This window comes from Amycolatopsis sp. NPDC051102, from assembly GCF_040682815.1.
Classification (GTDB): domain Bacteria; phylum Actinomycetota; class Actinomycetes; order Mycobacteriales; family Pseudonocardiaceae; genus Amycolatopsis.
The window spans coordinates 249,471-276,273 of sequence record NZ_JBFBBT010000005.1 but is presented as its reverse complement, the minus strand read 5'-3'; the positions used below and the strand labels follow the sequence as shown (position 1 = coordinate 276,273).

24 protein-coding genes are annotated in these 26,803 nt (G+C 72.3%); 7 read left to right on the top strand and 17 right to left on the bottom strand.

Going from position 1 to position 26,803, the window contains the following annotated elements; translation table 11 throughout:
- Positions 1–34: 34 nt before the first annotated feature.
- The 3 genes from AB0M93_RS18530 to AB0M93_RS18520 all read right to left on the bottom strand — a co-directional run bounded on the left by AB0M93_RS18530 (position 35) and on the right by AB0M93_RS18520 (position 3,382).
- Positions 35–1,243, bottom strand: a complete 1,209-nt coding sequence (locus tag AB0M93_RS18530; protein WP_364274939.1) for an LCP family protein — start codon at positions 1,241–1,243, stop codon at positions 35–37.
- 95 nt (positions 1,244–1,338) lie between these two features.
- On the bottom strand, positions 1,339–2,592 hold the full coding sequence (locus AB0M93_RS18525) for a cyclopropane-fatty-acyl-phospholipid synthase family protein (RefSeq protein WP_364274937.1): 1,254 nt from the start codon (positions 2,590–2,592) through the stop codon (positions 1,339–1,341).
- Positions 2,593–2,683: 91 nt separating this feature from the next.
- Positions 2,684–3,382 carry an alpha/beta fold hydrolase gene (locus AB0M93_RS18520; RefSeq protein ID WP_364274935.1) on the bottom strand — a complete coding sequence of 233 codons (699 nt, stop codon included), beginning with the start codon at positions 3,380–3,382 and terminating at the stop codon, positions 2,684–2,686.
- A 117-nt stretch (positions 3,383–3,499) separates the two neighbouring features.
- Between AB0M93_RS18520 and AB0M93_RS18515 the strand changes: the two genes are divergently transcribed.
- A complete protein-coding gene (locus AB0M93_RS18515) occupies positions 3,500–4,228 on the top strand; it encodes an SIS domain-containing protein (RefSeq protein ID WP_364274933.1) in 729 nt (242 codons plus the stop codon).
- Between the two features lie 109 nt (positions 4,229–4,337).
- Complete coding sequence (locus AB0M93_RS18510; protein ID WP_364274931.1) at positions 4,338–5,504, top strand: serine hydrolase domain-containing protein; 1,167 nt, start codon at positions 4,338–4,340, stop codon at positions 5,502–5,504.
- Positions 5,505–5,609: 105 nt separating this feature from the next.
- Here AB0M93_RS18510 and AB0M93_RS18505 read toward each other — a convergent pair whose 3' ends face one another.
- Both AB0M93_RS18505 and AB0M93_RS18500 read right to left on the bottom strand, forming a co-directional pair.
- Positions 5,610–7,481 (bottom strand): ABC transporter ATP-binding protein, encoded by a 1,872-nt coding sequence (locus AB0M93_RS18505; protein WP_364274929.1) that lies wholly within the window; start codon positions 7,479–7,481, stop codon positions 5,610–5,612.
- 97 nt (positions 7,482–7,578) lie between these two features.
- On the bottom strand, positions 7,579–8,010 hold the full coding sequence (locus AB0M93_RS18500) for a MarR family transcriptional regulator (protein ID WP_364274927.1): 432 nt from the start codon (positions 8,008–8,010) through the stop codon (positions 7,579–7,581).
- 56 nt (positions 8,011–8,066) lie between these two features.
- Here AB0M93_RS18500 and AB0M93_RS18495 point away from each other — a divergent pair, with 56 nt between their 5' ends.
- A complete protein-coding gene (locus tag AB0M93_RS18495; protein WP_364274925.1) occupies positions 8,067–8,921 on the top strand; it encodes an LLM class flavin-dependent oxidoreductase in 855 nt (284 codons plus the stop codon).
- A 32-nt stretch (positions 8,922–8,953) separates the two neighbouring features.
- Positions 8,954–10,306 carry a glycosyltransferase 87 family protein gene (locus tag AB0M93_RS18490; protein WP_364274923.1) on the top strand — a complete coding sequence of 451 codons (1,353 nt, stop codon included), beginning with the start codon at positions 8,954–8,956 and terminating at the stop codon, positions 10,304–10,306.
- Here AB0M93_RS18490 and AB0M93_RS18485 read toward each other — a convergent pair.
- The 5 genes from AB0M93_RS18485 to dgt form a co-directional block, all read right to left on the bottom strand.
- Positions 10,293–10,502 carry a helix-turn-helix domain-containing protein gene (locus AB0M93_RS18485; protein WP_003071237.1) on the bottom strand — a complete coding sequence of 70 codons (210 nt, stop codon included), beginning with the start codon at positions 10,500–10,502 and terminating at the stop codon, positions 10,293–10,295. The two genes, AB0M93_RS18490 and AB0M93_RS18485, sit on opposite strands and share 14 nt — an antisense overlap.
- A gap of 178 nt (positions 10,503–10,680) precedes the next feature.
- Positions 10,681–12,309, bottom strand: coding sequence for an ABC-F family ATP-binding cassette domain-containing protein (locus tag AB0M93_RS18480; protein ID WP_103354697.1), 1,629 nt, complete (start codon positions 12,307–12,309; stop codon positions 10,681–10,683).
- A 138-nt stretch (positions 12,310–12,447) separates the two neighbouring features.
- A complete protein-coding gene (locus tag AB0M93_RS18475) occupies positions 12,448–13,095 on the bottom strand; it encodes an acVLRF1 family peptidyl-tRNA hydrolase (protein WP_364274921.1) in 648 nt (215 codons plus the stop codon).
- Between the two features lie 57 nt (positions 13,096–13,152).
- The gene (locus AB0M93_RS18470) at positions 13,153–16,038 is read right to left on the bottom strand and encodes a S8 family serine peptidase (RefSeq protein ID WP_364274919.1); all 2,886 of its coding nucleotides are present in this window, start codon (positions 16,036–16,038) and stop codon (positions 13,153–13,155) included.
- A 412-nt stretch (positions 16,039–16,450) separates the two neighbouring features.
- Entirely contained in the window at positions 16,451–18,013 is a 1,563-nt protein-coding gene (gene dgt, locus AB0M93_RS18465) for a dGTP triphosphohydrolase (protein WP_364274917.1), read from the bottom strand.
- A 73-nt stretch (positions 18,014–18,086) separates the two neighbouring features.
- Here dgt and AB0M93_RS18460 point away from each other — a divergent pair, with 73 nt between their 5' ends.
- Positions 18,087–18,458, top strand: a complete 372-nt coding sequence (locus tag AB0M93_RS18460; RefSeq protein WP_364275171.1) for a PASTA domain-containing protein — start codon at positions 18,087–18,089, stop codon at positions 18,456–18,458.
- On the opposite strand, the gene AB0M93_RS18455 is transcribed toward AB0M93_RS18460, so the two are convergent.
- Together AB0M93_RS18455 and AB0M93_RS18450 are read right to left on the bottom strand one after the other, a co-directional pair.
- Positions 18,455–19,090: an SRPBCC family protein gene (locus AB0M93_RS18455; protein WP_364274915.1), complete on the bottom strand. Its 636-nt coding sequence runs from the start codon at positions 19,088–19,090 to the stop codon at positions 18,455–18,457. The genes AB0M93_RS18460 and AB0M93_RS18455 overlap by 4 nt on opposite strands.
- A complete protein-coding gene (locus AB0M93_RS18450) occupies positions 19,087–19,434 on the bottom strand; it encodes a metalloregulator ArsR/SmtB family transcription factor (protein ID WP_364274913.1) in 348 nt (115 codons plus the stop codon). The genes AB0M93_RS18455 and AB0M93_RS18450 overlap by 4 nt, the downstream gene beginning before the upstream one ends.
- A 138-nt stretch (positions 19,435–19,572) precedes the next feature.
- On the opposite strand from AB0M93_RS18450, the gene AB0M93_RS18445 reads away from it, so the two are divergent.
- Positions 19,573–21,246: a GGDEF domain-containing protein gene (locus AB0M93_RS18445; protein ID WP_364274911.1), complete on the top strand. Its 1,674-nt coding sequence runs from the start codon at positions 19,573–19,575 to the stop codon at positions 21,244–21,246.
- Positions 21,247–21,249: 3 nt separating this feature from the next.
- On the opposite strand, the gene AB0M93_RS18440 is transcribed toward AB0M93_RS18445, so the two are convergent.
- Positions 21,250–21,873: a helix-turn-helix domain-containing protein gene (locus AB0M93_RS18440; protein WP_364274909.1), complete on the bottom strand. Its 624-nt coding sequence runs from the start codon at positions 21,871–21,873 to the stop codon at positions 21,250–21,252.
- Between the two features lie 39 nt (positions 21,874–21,912).
- Between AB0M93_RS18440 and AB0M93_RS18435 the strand changes: the two genes are divergently transcribed.
- On the top strand, positions 21,913–23,121 hold the full coding sequence (locus AB0M93_RS18435) for a nucleotide disphospho-sugar-binding domain-containing protein (RefSeq protein WP_364274907.1): 1,209 nt from the start codon (positions 21,913–21,915) through the stop codon (positions 23,119–23,121).
- A 32-nt stretch (positions 23,122–23,153) separates the two neighbouring features.
- Here AB0M93_RS18435 and AB0M93_RS18430 read toward each other — a convergent pair whose 3' ends face one another.
- Genes AB0M93_RS18430 through AB0M93_RS18415 form a run of 4 tightly spaced genes read right to left on the bottom strand, consistent with a single transcriptional unit; the run spans position 23,154 to position 26,774 of the window.
- Complete coding sequence (locus tag AB0M93_RS18430; RefSeq protein ID WP_364274905.1) at positions 23,154–24,314, bottom strand: sulfotransferase; 1,161 nt, start codon at positions 24,312–24,314, stop codon at positions 23,154–23,156.
- An 8-nt stretch (positions 24,315–24,322) separates the two neighbouring features.
- On the bottom strand, positions 24,323–25,111 hold the full coding sequence (locus tag AB0M93_RS18425; RefSeq protein ID WP_364274903.1) for an SDR family oxidoreductase: 789 nt from the start codon (positions 25,109–25,111) through the stop codon (positions 24,323–24,325).
- Complete coding sequence (locus AB0M93_RS18420) at positions 25,108–26,298, bottom strand: hypothetical protein (RefSeq protein WP_364274901.1); 1,191 nt, start codon at positions 26,296–26,298, stop codon at positions 25,108–25,110. Before AB0M93_RS18420 ends, AB0M93_RS18425 begins: the two co-directional genes overlap by 4 nt.
- Positions 26,295–26,774: a nuclear transport factor 2 family protein gene (locus AB0M93_RS18415; RefSeq protein WP_364274899.1), complete on the bottom strand. Its 480-nt coding sequence runs from the start codon at positions 26,772–26,774 to the stop codon at positions 26,295–26,297. Before AB0M93_RS18415 ends, AB0M93_RS18420 begins: the two co-directional genes overlap by 4 nt.
- Positions 26,775–26,803: the final 29 nt, after the last annotated feature.

Below are 26,803 nucleotides of genomic sequence, written 5' to 3'. Positions count from 1 at the left end.
CTCATGGTGCCCCGGCCGGGACCTCGGGCGCGAACTAATTCACGATGACGCTGTCCGGGATCTCGCTGTCGTTCTTCAGCGCGTCGAACAGCTGCTTCGACTTGGCCTTGTCCCAGTTCTCCGCCGAGCCGCTGGTCACCGGCACCGTCGTCGTCACCACGCCGCCCGAAGAGATCCCGCGCATCGCGATCGCCAGGCCGGCCAGGTTGTGCACGTGGTCGCCCGAGTCCATCGTCAGCGCGTCCGGCGCCGAGGACAGCAGCGGGAAGAAGTCGAACGGGTTGAGCAGCGTGCCCGGGCTGGCGATCTGGCTGACCAGCGCGCCGATGAACTTGCGCTGGTTGGCGATGCGGTCGAGGTCCGAGCGCGGCGTCGCCGCGCTGTGGCGCATCCGGACGAAGCCCAGCGCCGACCGGCCGTCCAGCGACTGGCAGCCCGCCTTGATGCTGATCCCGGTCACGGTGTCGTCCATGTCCTGGTCGATGCACATGTCGACACCGCCGATCGCGTCGACGATCTTGGCGAACCCGCCGAAGCCGATCTCCGCGTAGTGGTCGATGTGCAGGCCGGTCGCGCCTTCGACGGTCTGCGCGAGCAGCTTGGGGCCGCCGAGCGAGAACGCCGCGTTGATCTTGTTCTTGCCGTGGCCGGGGATCGACACCTGGGAGTCGCGCGGCAGCGACAGCAGCGTCGGCTTGGTCGAGTTGTCCGGCAGGTGCGCGACCATGATCGTGTCGGTGCGCTGCCCGCCGCCCGCCGCGGCGACGTCGCCGGTGGCGAGCCGCTCCTCGTCCGCCTCGGTCAGCCCCTCCCGGCTGTCCGAGCCGACGATCAGCCAGTTGGTCCCCGAGGCCGCGACCGGGCGGCCGGAGTAGTCGGCGAGCGCGTCGACGCGCTTGATCGAGAACTCGAGGTAGACCCAGATGCCGGCGAGGAAGACGACGAACACGAGCACCAGGGCGCCCAGGACCTTGCCGATGCTCCACCGGCGGCGGCGCGGCGGCCGGGACGGCGGGTAACCGTCGTCGGCCGGCCGGCGGGGCGGGTCCTGCCGCGGCGGCGGGGGCGGGGCGTACTCCGGCTCGCGGGTGCCCATCGGGCGGGTGCGCTCGTCGTACGGGCTGCGGCCCCGCCCGGGCAGCGGCATCATCTGCGCGCGCTGGTGGTCCCGGGAGCGGCCGGCAGGCGGCCGGGGCGGCGGCACCCGGCGCCCGCCGTCGTCGCCACGGTACGTCATCACCATCACCCAATCCCGATCCGGACGAACTGTCGTCGCCAGTACACCGCACGTCTTCGCAAAGAGGACGTGCGGCACCGGGGTCGGGTTGCCGCCGGAAGTTACCGGTCGGTTGCCTCGTAGCCGAACTGGTGGACCTTGAGGTACCCGGACCGGAACCCGGCCTCGGAATAGGCCAGGTAGAACTCCCACATCCGGCGGAAGACGTCGTCGAACCCGAACCCGGCGATGTCGGCCCAGCGGTGCAGGAACCGTTCGCGCCACCACCGTAGCGTGCGCGCGTAGTCCTGGCCGAACTCGCGCATCCCGGCCAGCTTCAGCCGGGTGTTCGCCTTGACGCCCTCCTCGATCGAGCGCACCGACGGGATGAGGCCGCCCGGGAAGATGTACTTGTGGATCCAGCCGTACGCGCGTGACGCCGCCATCATCCGGTCGTGGTCCATGGTGATGGCCTGCAGGCCGAACCGGCCGCCGGGCCGCAGCCGCTCGCCGATCGTCGTGTAGAACGCCGGCCAGTAGGACGCGCCGACGGCCTCGATCATCTCGACGCTGACCACGGCGTCGTACTGACCGCTGGACTCGCGGTAGTCGCACAGCTTCACGTCGACGCGGTCGGAGAACCCGGCCGCCGCGATGCGTTCGGTGGCCAGCGCGCGCTGTTCCTCCGAGATGGTCAACGACGTCACCCGGGCGCCGCGGGCGGCGGCGCGGATGGCGAGTTCACCCCATCCGGTACCGATTTCCAGGACCTCGCTGCCGTCGCGGACGCCGGCGTAGTCGAGCACGCTGTCGATCTTGCGGTGCTGCGCGGCGGTGAGGTCCTCGCCGGGGCCGAACAACGCCGAGGAGTAGGTCATCGACTCGTCGAGGAAGGCGCCGAACAGGTCGTTGGACAGGTCGTAGTGCCGGTGGATGTTGGCCCGCGCACCCTCGAGGGTGTTCTCCTCGGACGGCGGCTGCGTGCGCTCGGCGATCCGCCGGAACTTCTGCAGCACCGGCGGCACGAGGGTGCCCATCCGCTCGGCGAACGGCGTCAGCACCTCGGCGAGGTCGGAGGCGGTCCAGTCACCGGCCATGTAGGACTCGCCGAAGCCGATCTTGGCGTCGACGCCGAGGCGGTGGAAGAACGCCGCGGGCCGCAGGATCCGCATTTCGGGTGATTCCGGGCCGCCGGCGCCGAGCACGGTGCCGTCCGGGAACGTCGCCCGCACGTCGAGCGGGCGGATCGCGTGGCGGAACAGCGCGGCGGCGATCCGCGCGCGCAGCGCGGAGTGGGGCGGGGTGGCCAGGCCCGGCCACCGGGACTCGTCCGGGACGTCCTGGGCCGACGCCCGGTCAGCGCTCGAAATGGTCACGGGTTCTCCCTCCGGCCGGCTGCGCCGGTGATCGATCCTAGTTCGCCGCACCCCGCGGCGCGTTTCGCCGCATGCCCTGTTCGGGGCGTTTTCACACCGGTATCCGCAGCCGTTCGGGGCCGGTCGCGGCCCACGCTTCGCGCAGGGCGCCGCCGTCGTCCCCGGCGAGCAGGTCGAGGGTGAACGCCACCGTCAGCCGGGTCCACACCCCGGCCCGGCGCAGCATCGCGTGTCCTTCGTTGGCGATTTCGAACCGGGCGACGCGGGCGGCGACGCCTGCGGCCCGTTCGGCGAAGGCGTGCGACTCCGCCGGGCTCGTCATCCGGTCGCGGGTGCCGTGCACGATGAGCACCGACCGCCCGGCGACGGCGTCGACGGGTTCACCCCGCGGCGTCCACGGCGCGAGCGCGCAGACCCCGAGCACGGCCGGGTCGTCGGCCACGCGCAGCGCCACGCGGGCCCCCATCGAGTGACCGACCAGCACCACCGGCAGGCCGGGGTGGTCGGCGTGGATGCGCTCGAGCGCCCAGCGGGCGTCGCCGACCGGGTCCTCGGCGGGCGCGTTCCAGCCGTAGCGGCGGTTGCGCAGCAGCCGCACTTCGACGCCCCGGGTATTGCGGCGCCCGGCCCGGTGCAGGGCGCGCGCGATCGGGATCATCCGCAGGTGGGCGAGCTTCCAGGGCGGCACCGCGCCCGTGCCGCGCTCCGCACCGCCGTGCAGCACGAGCACGACCGCTTCGGTCCGCCCCCGTGCCGGCCACCGCGACACCGCCGGTTCCACCTCGCTCACCCACGTCCTCCTCGTCGCCCGCACCCGGGTCAACCCCGCCCGTTCACCGGACTATTCCACCGCGTAGCACCGTGTTCGCGGTAGATTCGGCGCCCGATCCCCTACGGAAGGGTGGGTGTGGTGAGCGCCACGGACATCGCGGGCAGTGTCGCCGGGCAGCTGGCGGACGTCGAGCGGGCCAACGCCGAGGCAGTACGCGAAGCCGCGGATCTGGTGCTGGGGGTGATCCGGGCCGACGCACTGGTCTATACCGCCGGGGCCGGGCACTCGCTGGCGGCCGTCGCCGAGACGTTCTACCGGGCCGGCGGGCTGGCCTGCGTCTACCCGCTGTACCACCCGGACCTGCTGCCGCTGCACGGCGCGGTCAGCAGCACGCAGACCGAGCGGCGCAGCGGGCTGGCCGCCGAAGTGCTGGCCGAGCGCGCGCCGGGACCGGACGACGTGCTGGTGGTCTTCTCGACGTCCGGGTCGAACCCGTACCCGGTCGAGCTGTGCATCGAGGCCCGCAAGCGCGGCGCGGCGGTCATCGCGGTGACGTCGCGGGCGTGCGTGGCGGCGGCGCCGAAGCGGTCGTCGAGCACGCTGGTGGAGCAGGGCACCGTCGTGCTGGACTCGCTGGTGATCCCCGGTGACGCGAGCTACCCGCCGGACGCGCCGCGCACCGCGCCGCTGTCCACTGTGGTCAACGCGTTCCTGTGGAACCTCGTGCTCGCCCAGGTTTTCGACCGCGGCACGGCCGAGGGCCTCGACGTCCCGCTGTGGCGGAGCTCCAATGTGGAGGGTGGCGACGAGGCGAACGCGGCACTGCTGGCCAAGTACGGCGAGATCGTGCCGCGACTGCGCTAGGTTCGTGAAAAAGCACCGTCCGGGCACGTCTTGACGGGCGTGCCCGGCCGTCCTAGCGTCGACATACCGACTGGTCGGTGTGGATCGGTCGCTCCCCGGAGGAGGTCCCATGGACAGTGCCACGGCCACGGTGCACGGCGAGTGCGCCCCGGGGTTCGAGGCGGTCCGGGCCGCTTTCGAGGAGAACTTCCGCAGCCGCGGCGAGCTGGGCGCGGCGTTCACCGCGATCCGCGACGGCGAGGTCGTGGCGGACCTGTGGGGCGGCTGGTCCGGGCCCGAGCGGACCCGGCCGTGGCAGCCGGACACCCTCGCCAACGTCTGGTCGACGACCAAGGGCATGACCGCGCTCTGCGCGCACCGGCTCGCCGACGCCGGCGAGCTCGACGTCGACGCGCCGGTCGCGAAGTACTGGCCCGAGTTCGCCGCCGCGGGCAAGGGCGGGGTCCCCGTGCGGTGGCTGCTTTCGCACCGCTCCGGCGTGCCCGGGATCGGCCTGGACCGGCCGGTGGCGATCGAGGAGCTGTACGACTGGGACCTCATGACGTCGCTGCTCGCGGCCCAGGAACCGTTGTGCGAGCCGGGGTCCGCGGGCGGCTACCACGCGCTGGCCTACGGCTGGCTCGTCGGCGAGGTCGTGCGGCGGATCGCCGGCCAGGGCATCCGCGAGTTCTTCGCCGAGCAGGTCGCCGGGCCGCTGGGCGCCGACTTTTCGATCGGCCTCGCGCCGGACGCCGACCTGGACCGCTGCGCGACCCTGGTCGACCCGGTCGTGCCGGAGGAGGTGGCGAACGCACTGGCCGCGGCGTTCGCCCAGGCGGGACCGGTCGCCCAGGCCGCGCTGATGAACCCGCGCCTGCAGGGTCACGACGCCAACGAACCGGCGTGGCGGCACGCGGTCATGCCGGCCCTGAACGGCCACGGCACGGCCCGCGCGATCGCCACCATCTACGCGGCGATCGCCGACGGCACGCTCCTGTCCCCCACGGCACTGGCCCGGGCGCGCGAGAGCCAGGGCAAGGAGATCGACGCGGTGCTCGGCCTCCCGAACGAGTGGGGCCTGGGCTTCTACCTCGGCAGCGACGCCCGCGGCTTCGGCCCCAACCCGGCGGCCTTCGGCCACGACGGCCTCGGCGGCTCCACCGGCGCCGCCGACCCGGAAAACGGCATCGCCTTCGGCTACACCCTCAACCAGCTCGGCCCCCTGATCCGCGACGACCCCCGCAAAATGGCCCTGGTCCAGGCCCTCTACACGTGCGTGGAGGGTCGACACGCGTGATTCAGCGGTCGACACGCGTGATTGGAGGGTCGACACGGCCTTGGCACCGTGTCGACCCTTCAATCACGAGAGTTGACCGCTGAATCACGCGTGCTGACCACTTGATCACGCCACGGCGGGTTCTTCGTCGGCGAACTGGGTTGCGTGGAGGGTGGCGTAGCGGCCGTTGGCGGCCAGGAGTTCGTCGTGGGTGCCGCGTTCGACGATCTCGCCGTGTTCGAGGACGAGGATCTGGTCGGCCGCGCGGACCGTCGAGAGGCGGTGGGCGATGACCAGGGCCGTGCGGCCGGCCAACGCGTGCGTCAACGCCTCGGCGACCGCGGCCTCCGACTCGGAGTCCAGGTGCGCGGTGGCCTCGTCCAGGATCACGACCTTGGGCTGGGCCAGCAGCAGCCGGGCGATGGTCAGCCGCTGGCGCTCGCCGCCGGAGAGGCGGTAGCCGCGCTCACCCACCGTCGTGTCGAGGCCGTCGGGCAGCGATCGCGCCAGCTCGCCCAGCCGCGCGCGCTCCAGCGCCGCCCAGATCTCGTCGTCGGTGACGTCGGGGCGCGCGTACGCCAGGTTGGCGCGGATCGTGTCGTGGAACAGGTGCCCGTCCTGGGTCACGACGCCGACGGTTTCCCGCAGCGAAGCGAAAGTCAGGTCCCGGACGTCCACATCGGACAGCCGCACCGACCCGGCGTCGACGTCGTACAGCCGCGGCAGCAGCGACGCGATCGTCGACTTCCCCGCCCCCGACGACCCGACCAGCGCGACCATCTCCCCCGGCTCGGCGCGGAAGGAGATCCCGTGCAGCACCTCGTCACCGCTGCGGTGGTCGAGGGTGGTGACGTCCTCCAGCGACGCCAGCGAGTACCGGTCCGCCGCCGGGTACCCGAAGCGGACGTCGGAGAACTCGACCGAGACGCCGCCCGAGGACGGCAGGGCGCGCGCGGAAGGCTTCTCCTTGATCATCGGGTCCAGGTCGAGAACCTCGAAGACCCGCTCGAACGACACGAGCGCCGTCATGACGTCGACGCGGACGTTGGCCAGCGCGGTCAGCGGCGCGTACAGCCGGGTCAGCAGCAGCGCCAGCGCCACGACCGTGCCCGGCGCGAGCTTGCCGGTCAGCGCCAGATACCCGCCGAGGCCGTAGACCAGCGCCTGCGCCAGCGCCGAAACCAGGGTCAGGCTGGTCATGAACCAGCGGGTCAGCATCGCGGTCCGCACGCCGATGTCCCGCACGCGCCCGGCCCGCAGCGCGAAGTCGTCCGCCTCCTGCACCGGCCGGCCGAACAGCTTGACCAGCGTCGCGCCCGGCGCGGAGAACCGCTCGGTCATCTGCGTGGTCATCCCGGCGTTGAGGTTCGCCGCTTCCCGCTGCAGCCCGGCCATCCGGCGCCCGAGCCGCCGCGCGGGGATCACGAAGATCGGCAGCAGCACCAGCGCGAGCAGCGTGACCTGCCAGGACAGCGTGAGCATGACGGCCAGCGACAGCGCCAGCTGGATGACGTTGGTGACCAGCCCGGACAGCGTCGCGGTGAACGTCCGCTGCGCGCCGATGACGTCGTTGTTGAGCCGCGAAACCAGCGCGCCGGTGCGGGTGCGGGTGAAGAACGCGATCGGCATGCGCTGCACGTGCTCGAACACCGCGCGCCGCAGGTCGAAGATGATGCCTTCGCCGATGCGCGCGGACTGCCACCGCTCGATCAGCCCGAACCCGGCGTCGGCGATCGCCAGCACCGCGATGACGACGGCGAGCCAGATGACCAGCGGCAGGTCGCGGCCGCCGACGATCGCGTCGACCACCTTGCCGGCCAGCACGGGCGTCGACACGGCCAGGACGGCCGAGACGACGGTCAGCACGAGGAAGGCCAGCAGGCGCCGCCAGTGCGGCCGGGCGAAGCGGGCGACGCGCTTGAGCGTGCCGCGGCTCAGCGCCTTGGGTGTGTCGCCGGCGCGCATCGCCGAGCTCCACAATCCCCACATGTTGTCCACGGGTACCCCCAGTCTCGGAAACCTCTACAATAGCTGAGGTTTTCGGCGGATATGACCTGGACAACGTCGCCATTGCCCGTTTGCTTCCCGGTGACGTTCACTCCACGCGAACAACTCGGTGCAGCGCGGCGCGCAGCCGTTCGGCGTCCTCGGCGGACAGCGGCTCCAGCAGGAGCTCCTCCGCCTGCCGCGTCACATCTTCGCCCGCCTCGCGGACCCGCTCCCCTTCGGGAGTCAGCATCACCAGGCGCTTGCGGCGGTCGCCCGGCGCCACCTCGCGCCGGACCAGGCCCTTGGCCTCCAGCTCGTCGACGAGCGCGACCATCGTCGTCCGGTCGATACCGAGGCGGGCCGCGCCGTCCTGCTGCGACTGGGCCGGGCCGGCTCCGAAGAGCAGCAGCAGCGCGAGCTGCCGCCCGGTGACGCCGAGGGGCGCGTACAGCGGCTCGGCCAGTTCGGCCAGCCGCAGCTGGGCGTGCTTGAGCAGGTAGCCGAGCCGCCGGGTGACGGCAGGAGGAGCGCTGGACATGGGTGAACTCTACACCTACGCTGATCGTCAGTAGAACTGACGATCAGGAGAACAACATGATTGCCGTCGGCCTGAAGCCACCGCAGCAGCACATCGGCATCACCGCCCTCCGCGAGATCTGGGCGATCGCGGACGACGCCGGTTTCGACGGCTGCTGGGTGTTCGACCACCTCGCCCCGATGGGCCCCGACCGCACCGGGGACGTCTTCGACGGCTGGAGCCTGCTGGCCGCGATGGCCGAGGCGACGAGCCGCGTGCGGATCGGCTGCCTGGTCTCCGGCAACACCAACCGGCACCCGGGCACGTTCGCCAAGATCACCGCGACCGTCGACCACCTCTCCGGCGGCCGGCTCGACGTCGGCCTCGGCGCGGGCGGCGACGCGCTGACCGACGCGATGATGGGCACGCCGACGCCGTCACCGGTCGAACGCGTCGAACGGCTGGCCGAGACCTGCGAAATCCTGCGCCTGCTGTGGACCCGGCCCGTCACGGAGTACCACGGCCGCTACTACACGCTGACCGGCGCGATCAGCGACCCGAAGCCGGTGCAACAGCCGAAACCGCCGCTGTGGCTGGGCAGCAGCGGCGAAAAGCGCGGTCTGCGGGTCGTCGCCGAGCACGCCGACGTCTGGCTCAGCGCCGCCCTGCCCGGGACGGAAACCGCCGAGCAGCAACGGCTTTCCGGCGTCCTCGACGCGCACTGCGCGGCGGCCGGCCGCGACCCGGCGACGCTCCGGCGTGCCGTGCAGCTCCGGCTGCCATCCGATGCGGACAGTGCCCTGCGCCTCGCGCGCAGCCACGTCGAAGCCGGGTTCACCGAACTCGTCCTGATGCCGGCCGGCGGCGACGACGTCGTCGCGGCCGCCGAAGCGGCCGCGAAGCTGCTTCCCCGCCTGCGAGACGTCGGCTGAACCGGGCGAAGGCGCCTCGGTAGCCTGGCGACGTGGAAACGGAGGTGGGCCAGGCGCCCGCATGGCGGCGCGCGGCCCGGCTCTTCACGGCGCCGGCGCGCACCGGGGAGGCCGCACCGCTGCGCTGGGACCTGGGGTTCTACCTGGCCTGCCTGGCTTTCGCGCTGCCGACGGCGCTGGTGTCCGAGTTCTACGGTTACCGCGTCTGGGGCAACTTCGCGACGGTGGCGTACGGCTTCGGCGTGGTGCACAGCGGGTACCTGCTGCTGTCCGCCCGCCGGGGGCGTAGGCCGGCCGGCGTACTCGGTTCCCGCTGGTGCGCCGTCGCCGTCGTCGCCCTGTTGGCGATGATCCTTCCGTTGGCGCTTCTGGTGATTCGCCGCCTGACCGGACGGGACTGGCTGATCACGCCGGTCTCGTGGGCCGCCCAGCCCGAGGTCTGGGTGATCGAGCGGTCCGCGGATCTGCTGCTGCACCACGGGACCCCGTACGTCGACGTCACCGCGCTCGGCCGGGTGCCCGTGGTAAACGATTACACGCCCTACGGCCCGGTGATGGCGCTGTTCGGGCTGCCGCGAGCGCTCTTCGGCGGCACCCCGCTGACCGATGCGCTCACCGACGCCCGCTGGATGTTCGCCCTGGCCGCCTGCGCGTGCGTGCTCGGCACGCTGAAGCTGCTGAAGCGGCCGCGGGTGCCGGTCGGCGCCGCACAGCTCGCGCTGGCCTGCCCGCTCACCGCGCTCACCTGGGCCGTGGCCGGCCCGGACCTCGCCATCGTCGGCCTGCTGGTGCTCAGCTGCGCACTGGCGGCCACCGGGCGCGTCGCCTGGTCCGGCCTGGTGCTGGCGCTGGTCATCAGCGCGAAGCTCATCGTGGCGCCCGCGGCCGCGGTCTTGGCGGTGCTCGTGCTGGTGCGCCGCGGCAACGGCCCCGACTGGGCCGCGCTGGCCCGGTTCGCGGCGGCGCTGGTGGCGACGACGGCCGCCCTGCACCTGCCGGTGTACCTGGTGGATCCGGCGGCGTTCGTCGAGCACGTCTTCCGGTTCCCGCTCGGCATGGGCGTCGTGCGATCGCCCGCGGCCAGCCCGCTGCCGGGCCACCTGATCGCCGAGACCGGCCCGGTCGGCCAAGTGGCGGCGTTCGCGCTCGTCGGCGCCGCGGCCGTGGCCATGGTGGTCTGGCTGGTGCGCCGGCCCCCCGCGAACGGCTCCGGTGCGCTGCTGCGCACCGCCGTCGGACTCGGCGCGTTGATCCTGCTCACCCCGGCCACGCGCTACGGCTACCTGGTGTACCCGCTGGTCCTGCTCGGGGCCCACCTGACGTTCCGCGTGGCCGAAGTTCCCGCTGCGCCCCCCGCGCAGCAGTCCGCGACTACTTCTTCTTGACCCTGGTGGCCCCGCCACGCCCCCGCAGCTGGACGCCGGACTCCGACAGCACCCGGTGGACGAACCCGTAGGACCGCCCCGTCGACTCCGCCAGTGCCCGGATGCTCGAGCCCTTCTCGTATTTCTTCTTCAGGTCAGCGGCCAGCTTGTCGCGCGTGTTGCCGGTGATCCGCGCGCCTTTCTTGAGATCAGCCACGTCGATCGCCTTCCCGCCGAGAGTGTTCTGGGCCACATATCGGCCCCTGCCGGGGCAATGATCGAACACTGAGCGCCGGAATGCCAGACGACAGACGTGAAACAGCCGAAATTGCGATCACATTGGGCCATTCCAGTGCTCTACGGCGAGTGATCTTGCACCCGAATGGACGCACGGCTCAGGCGAGCTGGACAAGTTCGAGGTAGTCCGCCGACCAGTGGTCCTCGGTTCCGTCGGGCAGCAGGATGACCCGCTCGGGCTCCAGCGCCTCGACCGCGCCCGGGTCGTGCGTCACCAGGACGACGGCCCCGGCGAAGCTGCGCAAGGCGTCCAGGACCTGCGCCCGGCTGGCCGGGTCCAGGTTGTTCGTCGGCTCGTCCAGCAGCAACACGTTGGCAGCGCTGGAGACCAGGCCCGCCAGCGCGAGCCGGGTCTTCTCGCCGCCGGAAAGCGTGCCGGCCGGCTGGTCGAGTTGTTCGCCGGTGAACAGGAACGAGCCCAGCAGGTTCCGCAACTCCTGCGCGCCGGTGTCCGGTGCGAGGTGTCGGATGTTTTCCCACACCGACGCATCATGATCAAGAGTTTCGTGTTCCTGTGCGTAATAGCCCAGGCGCAATCCGTGACCCGGAACGACGGATCCGGTGTCCTGGGTTTCCATTCCGCCGAGCAGCCGGAGCAAAGTCGTCTTTCCCGCGCCGTTCAGCCCGAGTACGACGACCTTCGAACCGCGGTCGATGGCGAGATCGACGCCGGTGAAGATTTCCAGTGAGCCGTAGGACTTCGAGAGCCCTTCCGCGGTGAGCGGCGTGCGGCCGCAGGGCGCCGGCTCGGGGAACTTGATCCGGGCGACCTTGTCGGCGTGGCGGGTGTCCTCGAGCGAGGACAGCATCTGCTCGGCCCGGCGCGCCATGTTCTTGGCCGCCACGGCTTTCGTCGCCTTCGCGCCGAGTTTCGCGGCCTGCTGCTGCAGTGCCGACGCCTTCTTCTCGGCGTTGGCGCGCTCGCGGCGGCGGCGCTTCTCGTCGGTGGCGCGCGCGTCGAGGTAGCGCTGCCAGCCCATGTTGTACAGGTCGAGCTCGCCGCGGGTGGCGTCGAGGAACCACACCTTGTTGACGACGTCGGCCAGCAGCTCGACGTCGTGGCTGATCACGACCAGGCCGCCGTCGTGCTGCTTGAGGAAGCCGCGCAGCCAGTTGATGGAGTCGGCGTCGAGGTGGTTGGTCGGCTCGTCGAGCAGCAGGATCGTCTCGGACTTGCCGCCGGCGCCCGCTTCGGCCGCCGCGAACAGGATCCGGGCCAGCTCGACGCGGCGGCGCTGGCCACCGGACAGCGTGCCCAGCGTCTGCGCGAGAACGCGGTCGGCGAGGCCCAGGTTGGAGCAGATCCGCGCGGCTTCGCTCTCCGCGGCGTACCCGCCGAGGGAGGCGAAGCGCTCTTCGAGCCGGGCGTAGCGGTTGATGGCCTTGTCCCGCGCGGCCTCGTCGACGAGCTCGGCCATCGAGGCCTGCGCCTTCTCCATGTCGCGCATCAGCTTGTCCAGACCGCGCGCCGACAGCACGCGGTCCTTCGCCGTGACCGAAAGATCACCTTCGCGCGGATCCTGCGGCAGGTAGCCGAGCTCGCCGGTGCGGCGGACCTCGCCCGCGTGCGGCTCGCCCTCGCCGGCGAGGACCTTCAGCGACGTGGTCTTGCCCGCGCCGTTGCGGCCGACGAGACCGATGCGGTCGCCGGGCTGGATGCGGAGGGTGACGCCGTTGAGCAGGATGCGCGAACCCGCGCGCAGCTCAAGGCCGGTGGCCGTGATCAAGGGGAACTCCCGTGGAAAGGGGGCGTACGGAGGACAGCGTCGGGCGGCCGCTCGGGGCCGCGGCGTCACTCCAGCTGGATATCCACGAAGACCAGTGTACGGGCCGCGGTCCAGCGGATTTTCCGGACGTGTGCGGTCTCACCCGTCGCGCAGCGTGACCTGCACCGACAGCGCGCGGACGGCGGCCTCCTCGAGCACCGCCCGGCTCGGCTCGCCGACGTCCAGCACGCGGGGTTCCGCGCGGGCGAAGAGCGGGGCCAGCCGGCGGTCCTCGCGCAGCTCGCCGAGGGCCCGCCGGTCGCCGGCGAGCACCACGGCATCCACTTCGGACAGCCGGGGCACGAGCACTTCGAAGACGTCCTTCGCCGCGTCCTGGAGCGCGTGCCGGGCCTGCCCGGCCCGGCGCCGGGCGAAGCGCTGCTGCGACCAGCCGCCCGCGGCGGACCGGCCCTGCACGAGGTGCCGGTCGGTCCGCGAGACCTCGATCCGGCCGCCCCGCGCGATGCCGACGCTGTGCCCGCCCCGGCGCACCACCACGAGCGCGATGCGCCGCGGCACCAGCGCGTGCGCGACGAGCCCGGCCACGGAGGGGTCTTCGAGCGGTCCGAACGGGACAGTGGCGGTCGCGGAGGCGCCGTCGGCCGCGGTGACGCGGACCTCGTGCGGGGTGGCTTCGGTGCCGGCGATCCCGTCGTGCCGCTCGGCGAACCGGGCGAAGAACCCCGCCAGCCGCTCGGGCGGCACCTCGACCGCGCGCCCGCCGCCCGCGACTTCCCGTGGCTTCATGCGAAAAACGGTACGGGGCCGCCGCGATCGTCGCGACGGCCCCGCACCGGGTGCTGCTTACAGCGGGTGCACCGGGCCGTTGTTCGTCACGCCCCGCACGTTCGACGGCGCGCCGGCCGCCGGGGGCTGCACGAACCCGTTGATGTGCAGGGCCACCGAGCGGATCGTGCCGGCGTCGCTCGGGGCGGCGTCGACCACCGAGAACGTCCACGTGCCGTCCGCCGCCGCGGCGGTCAGCCCGCCGAGGGCGTTCGCCGGCCGGTAGCTGCCGGTGAACGGCGCGTTGGCCGAGGTCACCGTGCTGAAGGCGGTCGCCGCGTTGTCGGCGAAGACCACCTGGCACAGGTTCTTGCCCGAACCGCCGTTGCGCTGGAACACCGTCGCCTTGGCGCCCGAAGGCGCGGTCAGCGTGCCGACGAGGTCACCGACGTAGGAGTGGCTCAGCCCCACCGTCGTCGACGTCGGGTCGGTGCTGCAGCTGGTGCCGTCCACGGAGAACGTCACCTTCGACGCGCGGCCGACCCCGGTGACCGGGATGGTCACCGACGCCCCGACCGGGCTGTTGTCCGGGATCGCCACCGGCGCGCCGCTGTAGGCGAAGTCCTGCGCGACCGGCGACGGGGTGCCGACCGGGAGCGAGAACGTCTGCGTCGTCGGCGAGTGCGCCCCCGCGAAGGTGACGCGGGCGTTCAGCACCACCGGCACGCCGAGCTGCTGGCTCGCCGGGACGGTGATGGTGAAGTCGTTGACGCCGGTCTGCCCCGGGCTGATGGTGCCGTAGGACTTCGCCCGCGGCGCCACGGTCACGCCCGGGGTCGGGCTGGTGAGCACGACGCTGGTGGACACCGCGGTGCCGTCGCCGTCGTTGGTCACCGGCAGCGTCACCTTGGCGGTATCGCCCGGGTCGAGCGCCGAGCCGCCGTCGGCCGGGGTGACCGTCGGCTGCTTGGCCACCGCGAGCGGCTGCGGGCTGGCGCCGGTGTAGGCGAGCACCTTGTCCGCGAGGAGGACGCCGGCACCGGTGAAGTTGTCCGGACCCGGCTTCTCGATGTCGACCGCGGTGTTGATCAGCGCTTCGCGCACCTCCGCGGGCGGCAGGCCGGGGTTGCCGGACAGCACGAGCGCGGCGATGGCGGCCGCGTGCGGAGCGGCGGCCGAGGTGCCGAAGAACGGGCTGAACCCGGTCACGCTGGTCTGCACGCCGTCGGCCGCGGTGATCTCCGGCTTGTTCCGGACCTCGCCGCCGGTCGAAGACACGTTGCCCGGGGTGATCGGCGTGCCGTTCGCCTCGTAGAACACGCGGCGCGGACCGTCGGAGGTGAACCGCTCGGCCTTGGTGGCACCGCTGAACGAGCCGGGGTACGGGCCCGCCGGGTTGGCCGGGTCGCCCGGTTCGAGCGGCCGGCCGAACGCGCCGGCCGCCGGGGCGGCTGCGACGCTGAAGGCGTCCCGGGTGGCCGAGTGGCCGACCGTCACGCCCGGGGTGTTGTAGGCCTTGAGTCCGTCGGCCGAGTCGGAGAACCGGCCGCGCAGCGCCGACAGCGAGAGGTAGCGGTTCTGGCCGGAGAACTTCACGATGGCCAGGCGCAGCCCGGTGCCGCCGAACGTGGGCGTCTGCAGGATCTCGTACGGGTCCTGGGTGCCGTCCTGGACGTTCTGGCTGAAGCTGACCACCGCGCCCGCCGAGTTGAGCAGGTAGAGGTCGTAGTCGTTGGCGGACGCGCCGAGCGGGTCCGACCAGTGCAGCGTCACCGGCACCCCGGCCGAGGACGCGTTCGAGATCGGCTCGTAGATCTGGTTGCCCGCCGCGCCGGCGAAGTTGTGCGCGGTGCCGGCGAACTTGCCGATCGCCTTGCCGGAATCGACGAAGTCGCCCTCCCAGTGCCCGGCGGTGCCGCTGGCGACGTTGCCTTCGTTGCCCGCGGAGGAGAAGTACAGCGCGCCGTCGGCGGTGACGTCGTTCACCGCCTGGGCGATGATCCAGTCCTGGAACGGCGATTCCTTGAAGTAGATGACGTCGTCGACGATGACGTCGCAGTGCGACTCGAAGCGCAGCTTGCGGATGTTGTCGGCGAAGCTGGCGTCGGAGTTGAACGCCGAGGCGAAGCCGAGCGCGGCGCGGGGCGCGAGGTCGTGGATGATCTCGAGCATCGCGGTGCCCTCGTCGCCTTCGCCCTCCTGACCGGCGATGACGTCGACGTCCGGCGGCAGTTCGCCCTTGGCCTGCGACCCGGCGAGGGAGTCGACGCCGTCGGACAGCGCGCACGCCTTGACGCCGACGCCGGTGACGCCGAACTGCTGGCGGGCGATGTCGGCGTTGTGCGCCCGGTCGCCTTCGCTGACCAACGGCGCGGCCGCGGCGGCACTGCGCTGTGCCTTGGCGCTGATGGCTTTCTGCAGCTCGCCGGCGATGCGGTCGGCCTTCTGCTGCTTGGTTTCGGTCTTGGTTCCGGTCTTGCCCGGCGTCGTCGCGGGGGTGGCCAGCTCGCGGGCGGTCATCGCCTGGTCGGCCTGCTCGACGCGCTTGACGTCGGCACGGGCGGCGATCTCGCCGATCTTGTCCAGCGGCACCTCGGCGCGCACGCTGGCGTAGCGGTCGGACACCGCGCGGATGCCCGCGCCGGCCTTGGTGAGCCCGGCGAGGAGGTCCGGTGAGACCTTGCTCGCGCGGACGTCGACCAGGACGGTCCCGGCCGCGGAGACGGCGGCCCCGGACTGCAGGGCGTCGAGCTGCTTGGCGACGCCCTTTTCGGCGACGAGCAGCTTGCTGTCCAGTTTGGACTCGGCGGCGGTGCGGCCCGCCTTGACCGCCTGCAGGGCGGCGATCTGCTGCTGCGCGGTTTCGGTGAAGGCGTCCGGGCCGGACGCAGGGGCGGCCCCCGCGACGGGCGGGGAAACCAGGCCGAGGGCGGCGAGCAACGCCGCGGCCCCGGCGGTGAGCACAGTGGATCTCGATCTGTTGGAACGGGTACGGCGCACGGGCGCCCTCCGATTCTCCAGGCGCGTGCCCCGACTCACGCTGACCGACGCCGGTGATCACCGGCTGGATCCAGTCAAGTACCGCTAGTTCTTCGTAAACATCAGCCGTTCGAGTGACAAAGGACGGATAATTTCCCGAATAGGCCGGATGACGTAGGCCGTTCAGCGCAGCGGTGAACCAGTCACCGGACACGCATCGGACAACGGATCGTCCCACCGCCGGACGCAAGGGTGATCACGGAGTGGGATGTCCACAAGCAACTCACCGCACCGTGCAACCGGCGGGACCAAAGGGAAAGTTCGTTACCTGCTCTTCACAACCGCCGGTCGTCCGCCCGGGTACGCGAGTCGTCCGTCCAGATACGCCCCGGCGCGCTCAGAGGACGAACGAATCCGACCACGGCTGCGAAGCGCGGCCGGACAACGCGTCCAGCAACGTCACCGCCTGCTTGTCCGTCAGCGAAGCCACGAAGTCGACCACCGCCCGGCCGCGCGCGAGCCCGCGCACCGCGTCGGCGCCCGTCACCGGCTCGCCCGTCGCGCCCACCAGCAGCTCCGGTGCCGACCGTGCCAGCGCCGCGTACTCCGCGCGGGCCAGCTCGACCAGGTCGTGCAGCCGCCGCGGCAGGCGGGACACCTCGTCGCGGTCGAGCAGCCACGCGTCGAGCGCGTCGACCAGGCTCGTCACCAGGCCCGCCTGGCCGCGCTGGTGCAGCGCCAGGTCCGGGCGCAGCAGCACGAACCGGCGGTGCACGAACTTCAGCACCTGGACCTCGTGCCACTGGGCGGGGCGCAGCGAGACGTGCCCGGTGCGGGTGGACGGCGAGGCCAGCAGGAACACGCCGTCGACGAGGCGGGCGGTCCAGTTCGCGGAGAACGCCGCCGTCGCCTGCTCCGCCTCGATCGAGCCGTCGAACTCCCCCGCCAGCAGGCCGTCCACCAGCTCCGCGCGGACCCGGGCGACGGCCGCGGCGAACGCGTCGTCGTCGACGATCCACGCGTCCTTGGCGTGCATGCGGCGGCGGAGGCGTTCCAGCGAGCGGCCCGGGCGGCGCAGGTCCGCGTGCAGCGTCTCGTCGTCGAGCGCGGCCAGTTCCCCCGCGTGCTCCAGCCACTCCCCCAGCTCCGCCGCGACCGGCGCGTGCTGCAGCACGCCGATGCGGTGGAAGTCCTGCAGGTCATGGATGGCGTAGGCGATGTCGTCGGCGGTGTCCATCACGGACGCTTCGACGGTCTGCTGCCAGCTCTCGACCCGGCCCGCGAAGGCCGCGCGCGCCTGCTCGAAGTCGTCGAGTTCGGTGGCGTAGGCGGAGAACTTGGCCGCGCCGGTGCCCGGCAGGCCGCCCGGCTCGGCCGCCCCGCGCGGGGGCACCGCCAGCTCCGACGGGTGCGGCGCGGGGTGGTGCAGCCGCAGCCACGGGTACTTGAGGACGGCGGCGCGCACCGCGGTGGTCAGGTCCAGCCCGATCGCCGACGGCCCGCGCACATCGGTCGTGGTGATGATCCGGAACGTCTGCGCGTTGCCCTCGAAGCCGTCGGCGAGGCCGAAGCGGTGACGGGCGATCCGGTCGAGCGTCTGCTCGCCGAGGTGCCCGAACGGCGGGTGCCCGAGGTCGTGGGCGAGCGCGGCCGCCTCGGCGACGTCGGGATCGCAGCCGCCCAGCTTGTCGGCCAGCCCGGCGTCGGGGCCGGTGGTGATCCGTTCCGCGACGGCCCGGGCGACCTGCGCCACCTTGAGGCTGTGGGTGAGCCGGTTGTGCAGCAGCCCGGCCCCGCCGGCGCTGACGACCTGCGTCACCCCGCCGAGCCGCGCGAAGAACGGCGACGCGGCGATCCGGTCGCGGTCGATCCGGAACGGGCTGGTCGCCAGGTCGGTGAACCCGCCGACGTTCGCCACGGGATCGCGCCGCGCGGTCCGCGGGTCGGTCTCCTGATCCATGCGCCGACTTTATCCGGAGGTTCACCTGAACGGCGGGCAGGCGCGTGGGTACCCCACGGGTATGTCCCGACGGATGGTCACGACCCTGGCCGCGCTCGCCCTGGCCACGGCCGCGTGCGGCGCCCCGCCCGGCGCACCCGGCACGACGACGGTGGTCAGCACCTCGACGTCGGCCCCGGCCTCGACGTCAGGCTCGACGTCGGGCTCGGCGCCTGCGAAACGGATCAAGGTCCCGGACGTCTCCGGCATGAACCACCAGGACGCCCAGGACGCGATGCAGCGGGCGGGGCTCTACAACCTGCGCGAGGTCGACGGCACCGGCCAAGGCCGCGCGCTGGTCATCGACCGCAACTGGGTCCAGAAGGCCCAGGACCCGCCGCCCGGCACGGAAGTCGACGCCGACGCGGTGATCACCCTGACGGCGGTCAAGTACACCGACCGCTAGGCCTGCGGCGGGGTCGTGTACGCCTTGAGCGTGCGGTCGGCCGCCGCGCGGGCCTTCGCCGGGTCCGCGCCCGCCGCGACGTCGGCCTCGTACCAGGCCTCGTTCGACGCCGTCATGAACCGGATGCCGTCGGGCGACATCATCCAGGCCATCGCCGCCTCCGGGTCGACGGCCGTGCCCGGCGCGGCCAGGTGCAGGACCAGGCCGACGAGCGCCCCGTCCCAGCCGATGCCCACCGCGCCCGGGCCGAACTCGTCCCAGCGGTCGTCGACGTGGGCGACGTGCTCCAGCTCGAACCGGGCGCCCTCGCCCTCGGGCGTCAGCCGCACTTCGATCCAGCTGACGTTGCCGCCGAACTCCCAGGTCGCCGCGAAGCTCTTCGGCGGGTCGCAGCGCTCGACCGTGCCGCCGGCGTTGCCTTCCAGCTGGTACTTCCCGCCCACCTTCAGCTCGCCGCTGACCGGCAGGAACCAGCGGGGGATGCGCTCGGGGTTGGTGCAGGCGTCCCAGAGGTCGGCGACGTCGGTGTCGTAGACCTGGCTGATCGTGAGGACGCGGGCTTCCTTCCCCTCGAGCACCCGGTCGCCGAGCGTCCGGCGGACGGCGCTGATCTGGTGGGTGACGTCGATCACGGGGTGTCTCCTTCGGTGAGGCGCCGGGCGCGTTTGCCGCGGGCGATTTCGGTGGCCAGCGCGTCCAGCGGCGGCGTCCAGTACCGGCGGAACCGGTCGAGCCAGACGTCGACGTCGCGCAGCGGGGCGTGCCCGACCGCGTACAGCCGCCTCGTCCCGTCCTGGCGGACCACGGCGAAGCCGTTCTCCCGCAACACCTTCAGGTGCTGGGAGACGGCCGGCTGCGAGATGCCGAACTCGGCCCGGATCACCTCGGTCACCGCACCGGCGGCTCGTTCGCCGTCGGCCAGCAGCTCGAGGATCCGGCGGCGGACCGGGTCGCCGAGGACGTCGAACGCGTGCACCCGGCCAAGCTACAAGGCGCCACTTATATAAGTCAAATGTGAAACAGCTACTCCGATGTGAGGAACCCGGGGTGCCGCCCCGATGAACATCAGTCGACATCGGTTCCGCTTCGCCGCCCGACCCGCGACGATCGGCCCGTGAAGTCGCCACGCGCGGTCCGCTTCGCCTTCCAGCCGCTGTACAGCCTCCACACCGGAGGCGTCGTGGCGCACGAAGCGCTGGCCAGGCCCGGCCACGGAACGGTCCCCGAACTCCTCACGCAGGCACGCCGCGACGGCCGGCTCGCCGAGGCCGACCTCGGCCTCGCGGTAGCCGCCGTCCGGCAGGACGCCGAAAACCCGACGTCACTGCCCCTGCACCTGAACCTCTCCGCCCGCACGCTCGCGGCGCCGCAGGCGATGTACGACGACCTCCTCGAAGAGCTCGGCGACGCCGGTCGCCGGACCCGCGACGTCGTCCTGGAGATCGGTCCGCCGTTCGCGCCGCTGCCCGCCGGCCGCGCGCTCGCCGGGATGCGGACGCTCACCGACCTCGGCTTCCGGCTCGCCCTCGACGGCCTCGGCCGCGGTGACCTCCCGCTGGGCCTGCTCGTCGAGGCGCCGATCGACCTGGTGAAACTCGACCGCACGGTGCTGCGCGGCCTGCCGGACGACCCGGCCGCGGTCGCCGTGGTCGAGGCGCTGCTGCACTACACGAACCGCACCGGCACCCGGCTCGTCGCGACCGGGCTGGAGACCGACGCGCAGCTCGACGCGGTCCGCGACCTCGGCGTCCGGATCGCGCAGGGCAACCTGCTGGCCCCGCCGACGGCCGCCGGCCCGGCACCGGCCCTGCTCACCCGCGGCCGCCGCACGCACGGCCCGGGCGCGCCGGCGCCGTGCGTCGGCGACTTCCTCCGCCCGGCGACGACGTTGCCCGAGACGGCGACGTGCGACGAAGTCCGCGAAGTGCTCGCGGCGGCCGACGCGCCGAGCGGCGTGGTCGGGGTGGACGAGCTGAACCGGCCGCGCTGGTCGGTCGACCGGACCCGGTTCCTGGTGGCGGTCACCGGCCCGTACGGGCACGCGCTGCACGCCAAGCGCCCGGCCGCCCGGCTCGCGGACACCCCGCACACGATCGAGGCCCGCGCGGGCGCGATGGAGTTCCTCGAGCTGGTCACCGACGCCGACTGGGGCCGCACGGGCGACGACGTGGTCGTGGTCGACGAGCTCGGCCGCTGCCTCGGCGTGGTGCTGGTGACCGAGGTGGTCCGCGGCGTGGCGGAGGCGAAGGTCGAGGCGGCGGCGGCGCTGAACCCGCTGACGCGGCTGCCGGGCAGCGACACGGTCGCCCGCGACGTGGCCCGCCGGATCACGATCGGCGAGCCGTTCGTGGCGGCGTGGCTGGACATCGACGCGTTCAAGGAAGTCAACGACACGGCCGGCTTCGCCGCGGGCGACAACCTGATCCGCGAGCTGGGCGCGGCGCTGACGGACCTGGCGGGCGGCCTGCGCCGGATGCGGGTGAGCCACGTGGGCGGCGACGACTTCCTGGTGGTCTGCGACGTCGACGAGATCGCCACGGTGGCGGGGGCGCTGCTGGACCGCCACTGGACGGCGGACGGCCTGCCGGTGACGGTGTCGCTGGCGACGCTGGTCTGCGCGAGCGGCGCGATCGGTTCGTACCAGGAGGTTTCGCGGCTGCTGGCGCCGCTGAAGAAGCGCGCGAAGGCGGTGCCGGGGTCGAGCTGGGTGCTGAGCCGTCCGGGTGCCGAGCGGGTGGAAGTGCTGCGCGGCATCGGCACCCGCGGTTTACAGGCGGCGGCCGGCTGACGCTCAGTCCCAGCCGAGCGTCAGCTGGGCCCGGATCGCCGCTGCCGCCCACTGCACGTACTCCTCGTGCGCCCAGCCGCACACCGTCGTCAGGTGGTCGTAAGCCTCGTGGGACGTGATCAGCCCGATCGCGTCCGCCAGGCGCCCGGCCGAACCGCCCCCCGGCGCCAAGCCCGCCGCCTCCAAGCGTTCCACGATTTCCGCCCGGCGAGCCACCGCCAGTTCCGCGCGGGCCGCCGCCACCTCCGCGTCGGCCGCGGCCGCCGTCGTGAACGCGCGCCAGATCGGCAGTGACCGGCGGACTCCCGCGGCCACGCTCGCCACCACCGCCGGCAGGTCCGCCGGGCCGGCCGGACCCGCCAGCGCGTCCAGGTTCGCCGCGTCCGGGTCGCCCGCGAAGCCGTCACGGAAGGCGGCGAGCAGCAGCTGCGGTTTGCGGCCCGTCTGCGTCACCGTCTCCAGGCTCACCTCCGCCGCGGCGGCGATCTGCCGCATGCTCGTGCCCGCGTAGCCGCGCGAGGCGAACAACTCCGCCGCCGTCGCCACGACGTGGGCACGCGTCCGGCGCGCGCGGGCTTCGCGCATCGGCGACTCGTAACGGCGCCGCGCGCCTTCCGGTATCGTCATCAATTGGATAGTACAACGTATCGCTCAAAGGGGGAGCGCATGACTCGCATCCTGGTCTGTGTCCAGCCCGCCCGTGGGCACGCCGGCCCGACGAAACCGCTCGTCGAGGCCCTGGTCGGCAGCGGGTACGAGGTCACCGCCGTCACCGGCGCCCGGTACCGGGAGACGTTCGAGAGGCTGGGCGCCACCGTCGCGCTCCTGCCGCCGGAAGCCGACTTCGACGAGACCGACCTGGACGGCTCGATCCCCGGGCGGGCCGGGAAGCGCGGCCTCGAGCTCGCCCGCTTCGAACTCGCGAACTTCGTCCGCGCGATGCCGCACCAGCTGAGCGTCATCGACGCGCGGGACGCCGACGTCGTGCTGTGCGATCCGCTGATGATGGCCGGGCTCGCCCTGGTCCGGCGCGACCGGCGCCCGCGCGTGCTGACCCTGGGTTTTGTGCCGTTCATGCCGCCCGTCCCGACCGGCCCGCCCGGCCGGTTCCGGGGCGTGGTGCTGAAGACGCTCGCGCCGTGGGTGCTCGGGCCGGCGCAGAAGCTGGCCGACGACCTGCTCGGCGGCGACGCAGGCATGCGGTTCACGGACTGGCCCCTGCACAGCGACGGCGTGCTGCAGATGACCTGCCCCGGCTTCGAGTACCCGCGCCCCGGTGCGCCCCTGCACTTCATCGGGCCGACGACGGTCAGCGCGGCCAGCGAGCACCCGCTGCCGCCGTGGTGGGCCGACCTCGACGGCGGCCGGCCGGTGGTGCACGTGACCCAGGGGACGATCGCGAACGACGAACTCGGCCGGCTCGTCGAACCGACCATCGACGCCCTCGCCGAGGAAGACGTCCTCGTCGTCGCGACGACGTGCGGCGGGCGGCTGCGGCCGGGCCCGCTGCCGGAGAACGTGCGGGTGGCCGAGTTCCTGCCCTACGACGAGCTGCTCCCCCGCTGCGCCGCCGTGGTCAGCAACGGCGGGTACGGCGGCGTCAACCACGCCCTCCGCCACGGCGTGCCACTGGTCGTGGTCGGGGCCAGCGAGGACAAGCGCGAGGTCGCCGCCCGGGTCGCCTGGTCCGGCGCCGGGATCGGCCGGGCCCGCGCCTCGGCCTCGCCGCGGAAGCTGCGCCGGGCCGTCCGCGCCGTCCTGGCCGATCCGCGCTACCGCGACCGCGCGCGGGAACTGGCCGCCGAGATGGCGGCCGGACCGACGATGGACGAGGTGATCGAGCTCATCACCGCGCCCTGCCACAGCTTGTCGTGAGTGGTGAGGCGCGTTCTAACGCGCCTTACCCCTCACGAGCCGTGGGCGGCGAGGTAGCTCGCGAACCGCTCGTCGACCTCCTCCGGCGTCAGGCCGAAGTCCGCCAGGCTGTAGCGGTGGACCGGTTTGCGCTCGCCCGTCCGGCTCGCCTCGTGCACCGCCGTCATGGCCGTCCGCGCCTCGGGCGTGAACTCCAGTCCGAAGTGGTCGTACACAGTGGACACCGTGCCGATCGGGTCCGCGACGAAGTCCTCGTACCGCACATCGCAGAACTGCGCCGGGTCGTGCCGCGCGCGGGCCCAGCTGAACTCGTCGGCTCCGCGGGCCCACAGGTCGAGCTGCCCGCGTCCGATCACCTCGCCCCGGAACTTCGTGGACCAGCCGTCCGCGGCCTTCTCGGCGAGGCTGCACATCGACGCCATGATCGTGCGCGGCGAGCGGTGCGTCTGGATCACCAGCGCATCCGGGTAGTTCGCCATCAGCGCGTCCAGCGCGAAGAGGTGGCTGGGGTTCTTGAGGACCCAGCGCTTGCCCGCGTCCGGCAGTCCGATCAGCTGCAGGTTGCGCTTGTGCCGGGCGTAGGCGTCCGTCCAGTCCTGTTTGGCCAGCCAGCGCGAGTACCGCGGCAGGTGCGCGAGGCACTCGAAGGACACCGAGCGCATCGACTGGCGCAGCAGCTGCCAGCACTCCTCCACCTGGTCGGCGGACATGTGGTGCACGCCCATGAACTCCGGGTGCTCGACGTGGTGGCGCTCGTACCCGGCCTGGATGCCCTGGAAGATCGGGTTGTCCGCCCACGACGCCCGCGGCGGCCGCGGCTGCGGCACCTCGGCGAGCCACACTTCGAGCCCCTGGTGCGCGGGGTCTTCGGCGAGCAGCCGGTGCAGCGCCGTCGTGCCGGTGCGCGGCAGCCCGGTGACGAAGATCGGCCGCTCGATGCGGACGTCGGCGTAGGCCGGGTTCCGCTTCCACGACGCCTCGCTCAGCAGCCGCGCCACCAAAGCGCCGCGCAGCATCGCCCGGTGCACCTTGTTGCCGTACGGCGTCAGTTCCTCGTCGGCCTCGTACGACTCCAGCAGCACGCGCAGGCCTTCGGCGTACTCGTCCGCACCGAAGTCGCCGAGCCCGGTGAGCTTCGACGCCGAGGCGTGCAGGTCGTCGAAGGTGCCGACGTCTTCCCGGCCGGGGCGCATGAATCCTCCTAGTGGTGGTACTCGCCGCCGTTGACGTCGAGGCACTGCCCGGTGATCGCGCGGGCCATCGGCGAGGCGAGGAACACCACGGCGTCGGCGATCTCGTCGGGCTCGGGCAGCTTGCGCAGGTCTATTGTGGACGCCGTTTCGGCGTAGACGTCTTCGGGCGTGATGCCGCGTTCCTTGGCCAGGTAGGCGAAGTACCACTGGAGGTTCGGTCCCCAGATGTACCCGGGCGCCACGGTGTTGACGCGCACGCCGTCCGGCCCCAGCTCGCTGGCGAGGCTCTGGGACAGCGACAGCAGCGCCGACTTCGCCATCTTGTAGGCCCCGAACGTCCGCCGCGAATGCCGCAGCACGGCGGAGTTGATCATCACCAGCGAGCCCTTGCTCTCCTTGAGCGCGGGCAGGAACAGCCGGGTCAGCCGGAGCACGGAGATCGCCGCCGTCTCGAACCCGGCGCGGACCGCGTCGAAGTCCACCGTGGCCAGATCGGTCAGCGGCGGCACGGCGAAGGCGTTGTGCACCACCGCGTCCACCCGGCCGAACGCCTTGACCGCCTCGGTCACCAGGTTGGCCGCGGAGTCGGCGTCGTCGATGTCGGTCCGGACCGCCACCGCCCGGCGGCCGAGGTCCGTGACTTCCTTCGCCACCTCGGTGAGCCGCGATTCGGTGCGGGCGGCGAGCACGACGTCGGCGCCGGCCAGCGCACTGCGCACGGCGATCGACCGGCCGAGCCCGGGACCGATCCCCGAGACCACGACCACCTTGTCCTGCAGCAGGTTGTCCACGCTCACCCCAGCATCCGGGCGGCGACGGCGTCCTGCCGGGCCGCGATCCGCGCCGCCCACTGCTCCGGCGTCACCCGCGCGTCGGCGTGGTAGGGCAGCCGGTCGGGCAGTTCGTCGGTCTTGACCACCTCGACGACCGGGCCGTCGTCCGGGCCGAGGTCGCGCGCGAGCCGCTGCCAGCGGATCTGCACGTACCCGCGGTCGTGGCCGGTGAGTTCGAGCCAGTTCGCCAGGCCGGGATCGCGTTCGCTGATCACGAACCGGATCTTGCCGTCGGGGTCGACGCGCGCCTGGTCGGTGGTGAGGCTCGTCTGGTGGTTGATGTAGTCCAGCGAGACGTACCACAGGCTGCCGAGCTGGATGCCCTGGTAGGGCGCGTCCGCGCAGCGCGGCACGGTGACGATCATCGCCTCTTCCCCGCCGAGCTCGTAGTGCCCAGCCGAGGAGAACTGCGTGGTGAGCCCGCCCGGCGTCGAGCGCGGCTCGGTCATCGTGTTCACCGGCAGGTCGTAGTAGAACCACTTCGGGAAGGCCAGGAACGTCTTCAGCCGGCTCAGCAGGATCTTGCCGGTGACGCCGTAGCGCTTGGCCAGCGCGGTCCGGTCCGGCACCGGCGGCGCCTGCCCGGCGGTGTCGACGCACTGGATGCGGATCTCGCCCCGCCGTTCGGTGGCCCAGTCGCTGTAGACCTCGCGGACGACGAGCATCGACGAGCCCTCGCCGAGGGTGAAGTAGTTCGGGCCCGGGTTCTCGCGAGCCGGGCCGAAGCGCAGCTCGAACCGGCCGTCCGGGCCGATTTCGATCTTCCGGTCGTCGAACGCGGCGAGGCTGTCGGGCACCTCCACCGGCGAGTAGTCGCCGTTGAGGACCTGGAAGCTCAGGTCGGCGGTGGTGCCGCGGACGCCGGTGACCAGGTACTCGCGGTCGGCGCGGATGTTCGCGTTGAAGTACAGCGTGTCCGGGTTGTCCAGGCCCATCTTCGTGTACGGCCCGGTCGACGCGGTGAAGTACGGGAAGTCGCGCTGGTAGGCCCAGGCCATCTGCAGCGACGCGCGGATGCTGCCGGCGAGGTAGTCGTACCCCTCGAGGAGGTCCTGCTCGGTCCGCACGTGCGGGGCCCCGGCGATCAGTTTCTCGGCCTCGGCGATGGCGTCGGCGAGCGGCCGGGTCAACGAGAACTCGTTCTCGATCATGCCGGGACGGCCCAGCGGTTCGCGAGCAGCCGGAAGCCGGGGTTGCCTTCCCACGAGAGCATCGACTCGTAGGTCCGGACGTACCCGATGTGCGTCATCCGCCAGGCGCCGTCGGCCTCCCGGCGGTAGGTGTCCTCGTAGAACGCGGCGCCTTCGATGATCACCTTGTGGTCGGGCACGATGACCTTGTCGGTGAACGACCACCGGCCGGTCGCGGTGTCGCCGTCGACGTCGATCTCGGGCTGACCTGCGTGGTGCACCGTGATGATGCCGTTGCCGAGGCTCTGGGTGAGGAATCCGACGATGGCGTCGCGGCCTTCGAACCGCTTCCCGTCGCCGCCCACGGCGTGCGTCCCGTAGTCGGCCGTGGCGTCGGCGGTGAAGGTGTCGGCCACCTCGTCCCACAGTTTCAGGTCCACCCCGCGCAGGTACCGGTACTTCAGCCGCTTGATCTCTTCGAGTACGCCCAGGTCCATGCCACTAGCGTCCCGCACCGCTTGACCGA

Bases quoted from the DNA above. Each gene is read 5' to 3' on its own strand.
- AB0M93_RS18530 (WP_364274939.1), bottom strand. From the start codon at position 1,243: ATGGTGATGACGTACCGTGGCGACGACGGCGGGCGCCGGGTGCCGCCG.
- AB0M93_RS18510 (WP_364274931.1), top strand. From the start codon at position 4,338: ATGGACAGTGCCACGGCCACGGTGCACGGCGAGTGCGCCCCGGGGTTC.
- AB0M93_RS18500 (WP_364274927.1), bottom strand. From the start codon at position 8,010: ATGTCCAGCGCTCCTCCTGCCGTCACCCGGCGGCTCGGCTACCTGCTC.
- AB0M93_RS18495 (WP_364274925.1), top strand. From the start codon at position 8,067: ATGATTGCCGTCGGCCTGAAGCCACCGCAGCAGCACATCGGCATCACC.
- AB0M93_RS18475 (WP_364274921.1), bottom strand. From the start codon at position 13,095: ATGAAGCCACGGGAAGTCGCGGGCGGCGGGCGCGCGGTCGAGGTGCCG.
- dgt (WP_364274917.1), bottom strand. From the start codon at position 18,013: ATGGATCAGGAGACCGACCCGCGGACCGCGCGGCGCGATCCCGTGGCG.
- AB0M93_RS18460 (WP_364275171.1), top strand. From the start codon at position 18,087: ATGGTCACGACCCTGGCCGCGCTCGCCCTGGCCACGGCCGCGTGCGGC.
- AB0M93_RS18440 (WP_364274909.1), bottom strand. From the start codon at position 21,873: ATGACGATACCGGAAGGCGCGCGGCGCCGTTACGAGTCGCCGATGCGC.
- AB0M93_RS18435 (WP_364274907.1), top strand. From the start codon at position 21,913: ATGACTCGCATCCTGGTCTGTGTCCAGCCCGCCCGTGGGCACGCCGGC.
- AB0M93_RS18430 (WP_364274905.1), bottom strand. From the start codon at position 24,314: ATGCGCCCCGGCCGGGAAGACGTCGGCACCTTCGACGACCTGCACGCC.
- AB0M93_RS18420 (WP_364274901.1), bottom strand. From the start codon at position 26,298: ATGATCGAGAACGAGTTCTCGTTGACCCGGCCGCTCGCCGACGCCATC.
- AB0M93_RS18415 (WP_364274899.1), bottom strand. From the start codon at position 26,774: ATGGACCTGGGCGTACTCGAAGAGATCAAGCGGCTGAAGTACCGGTAC.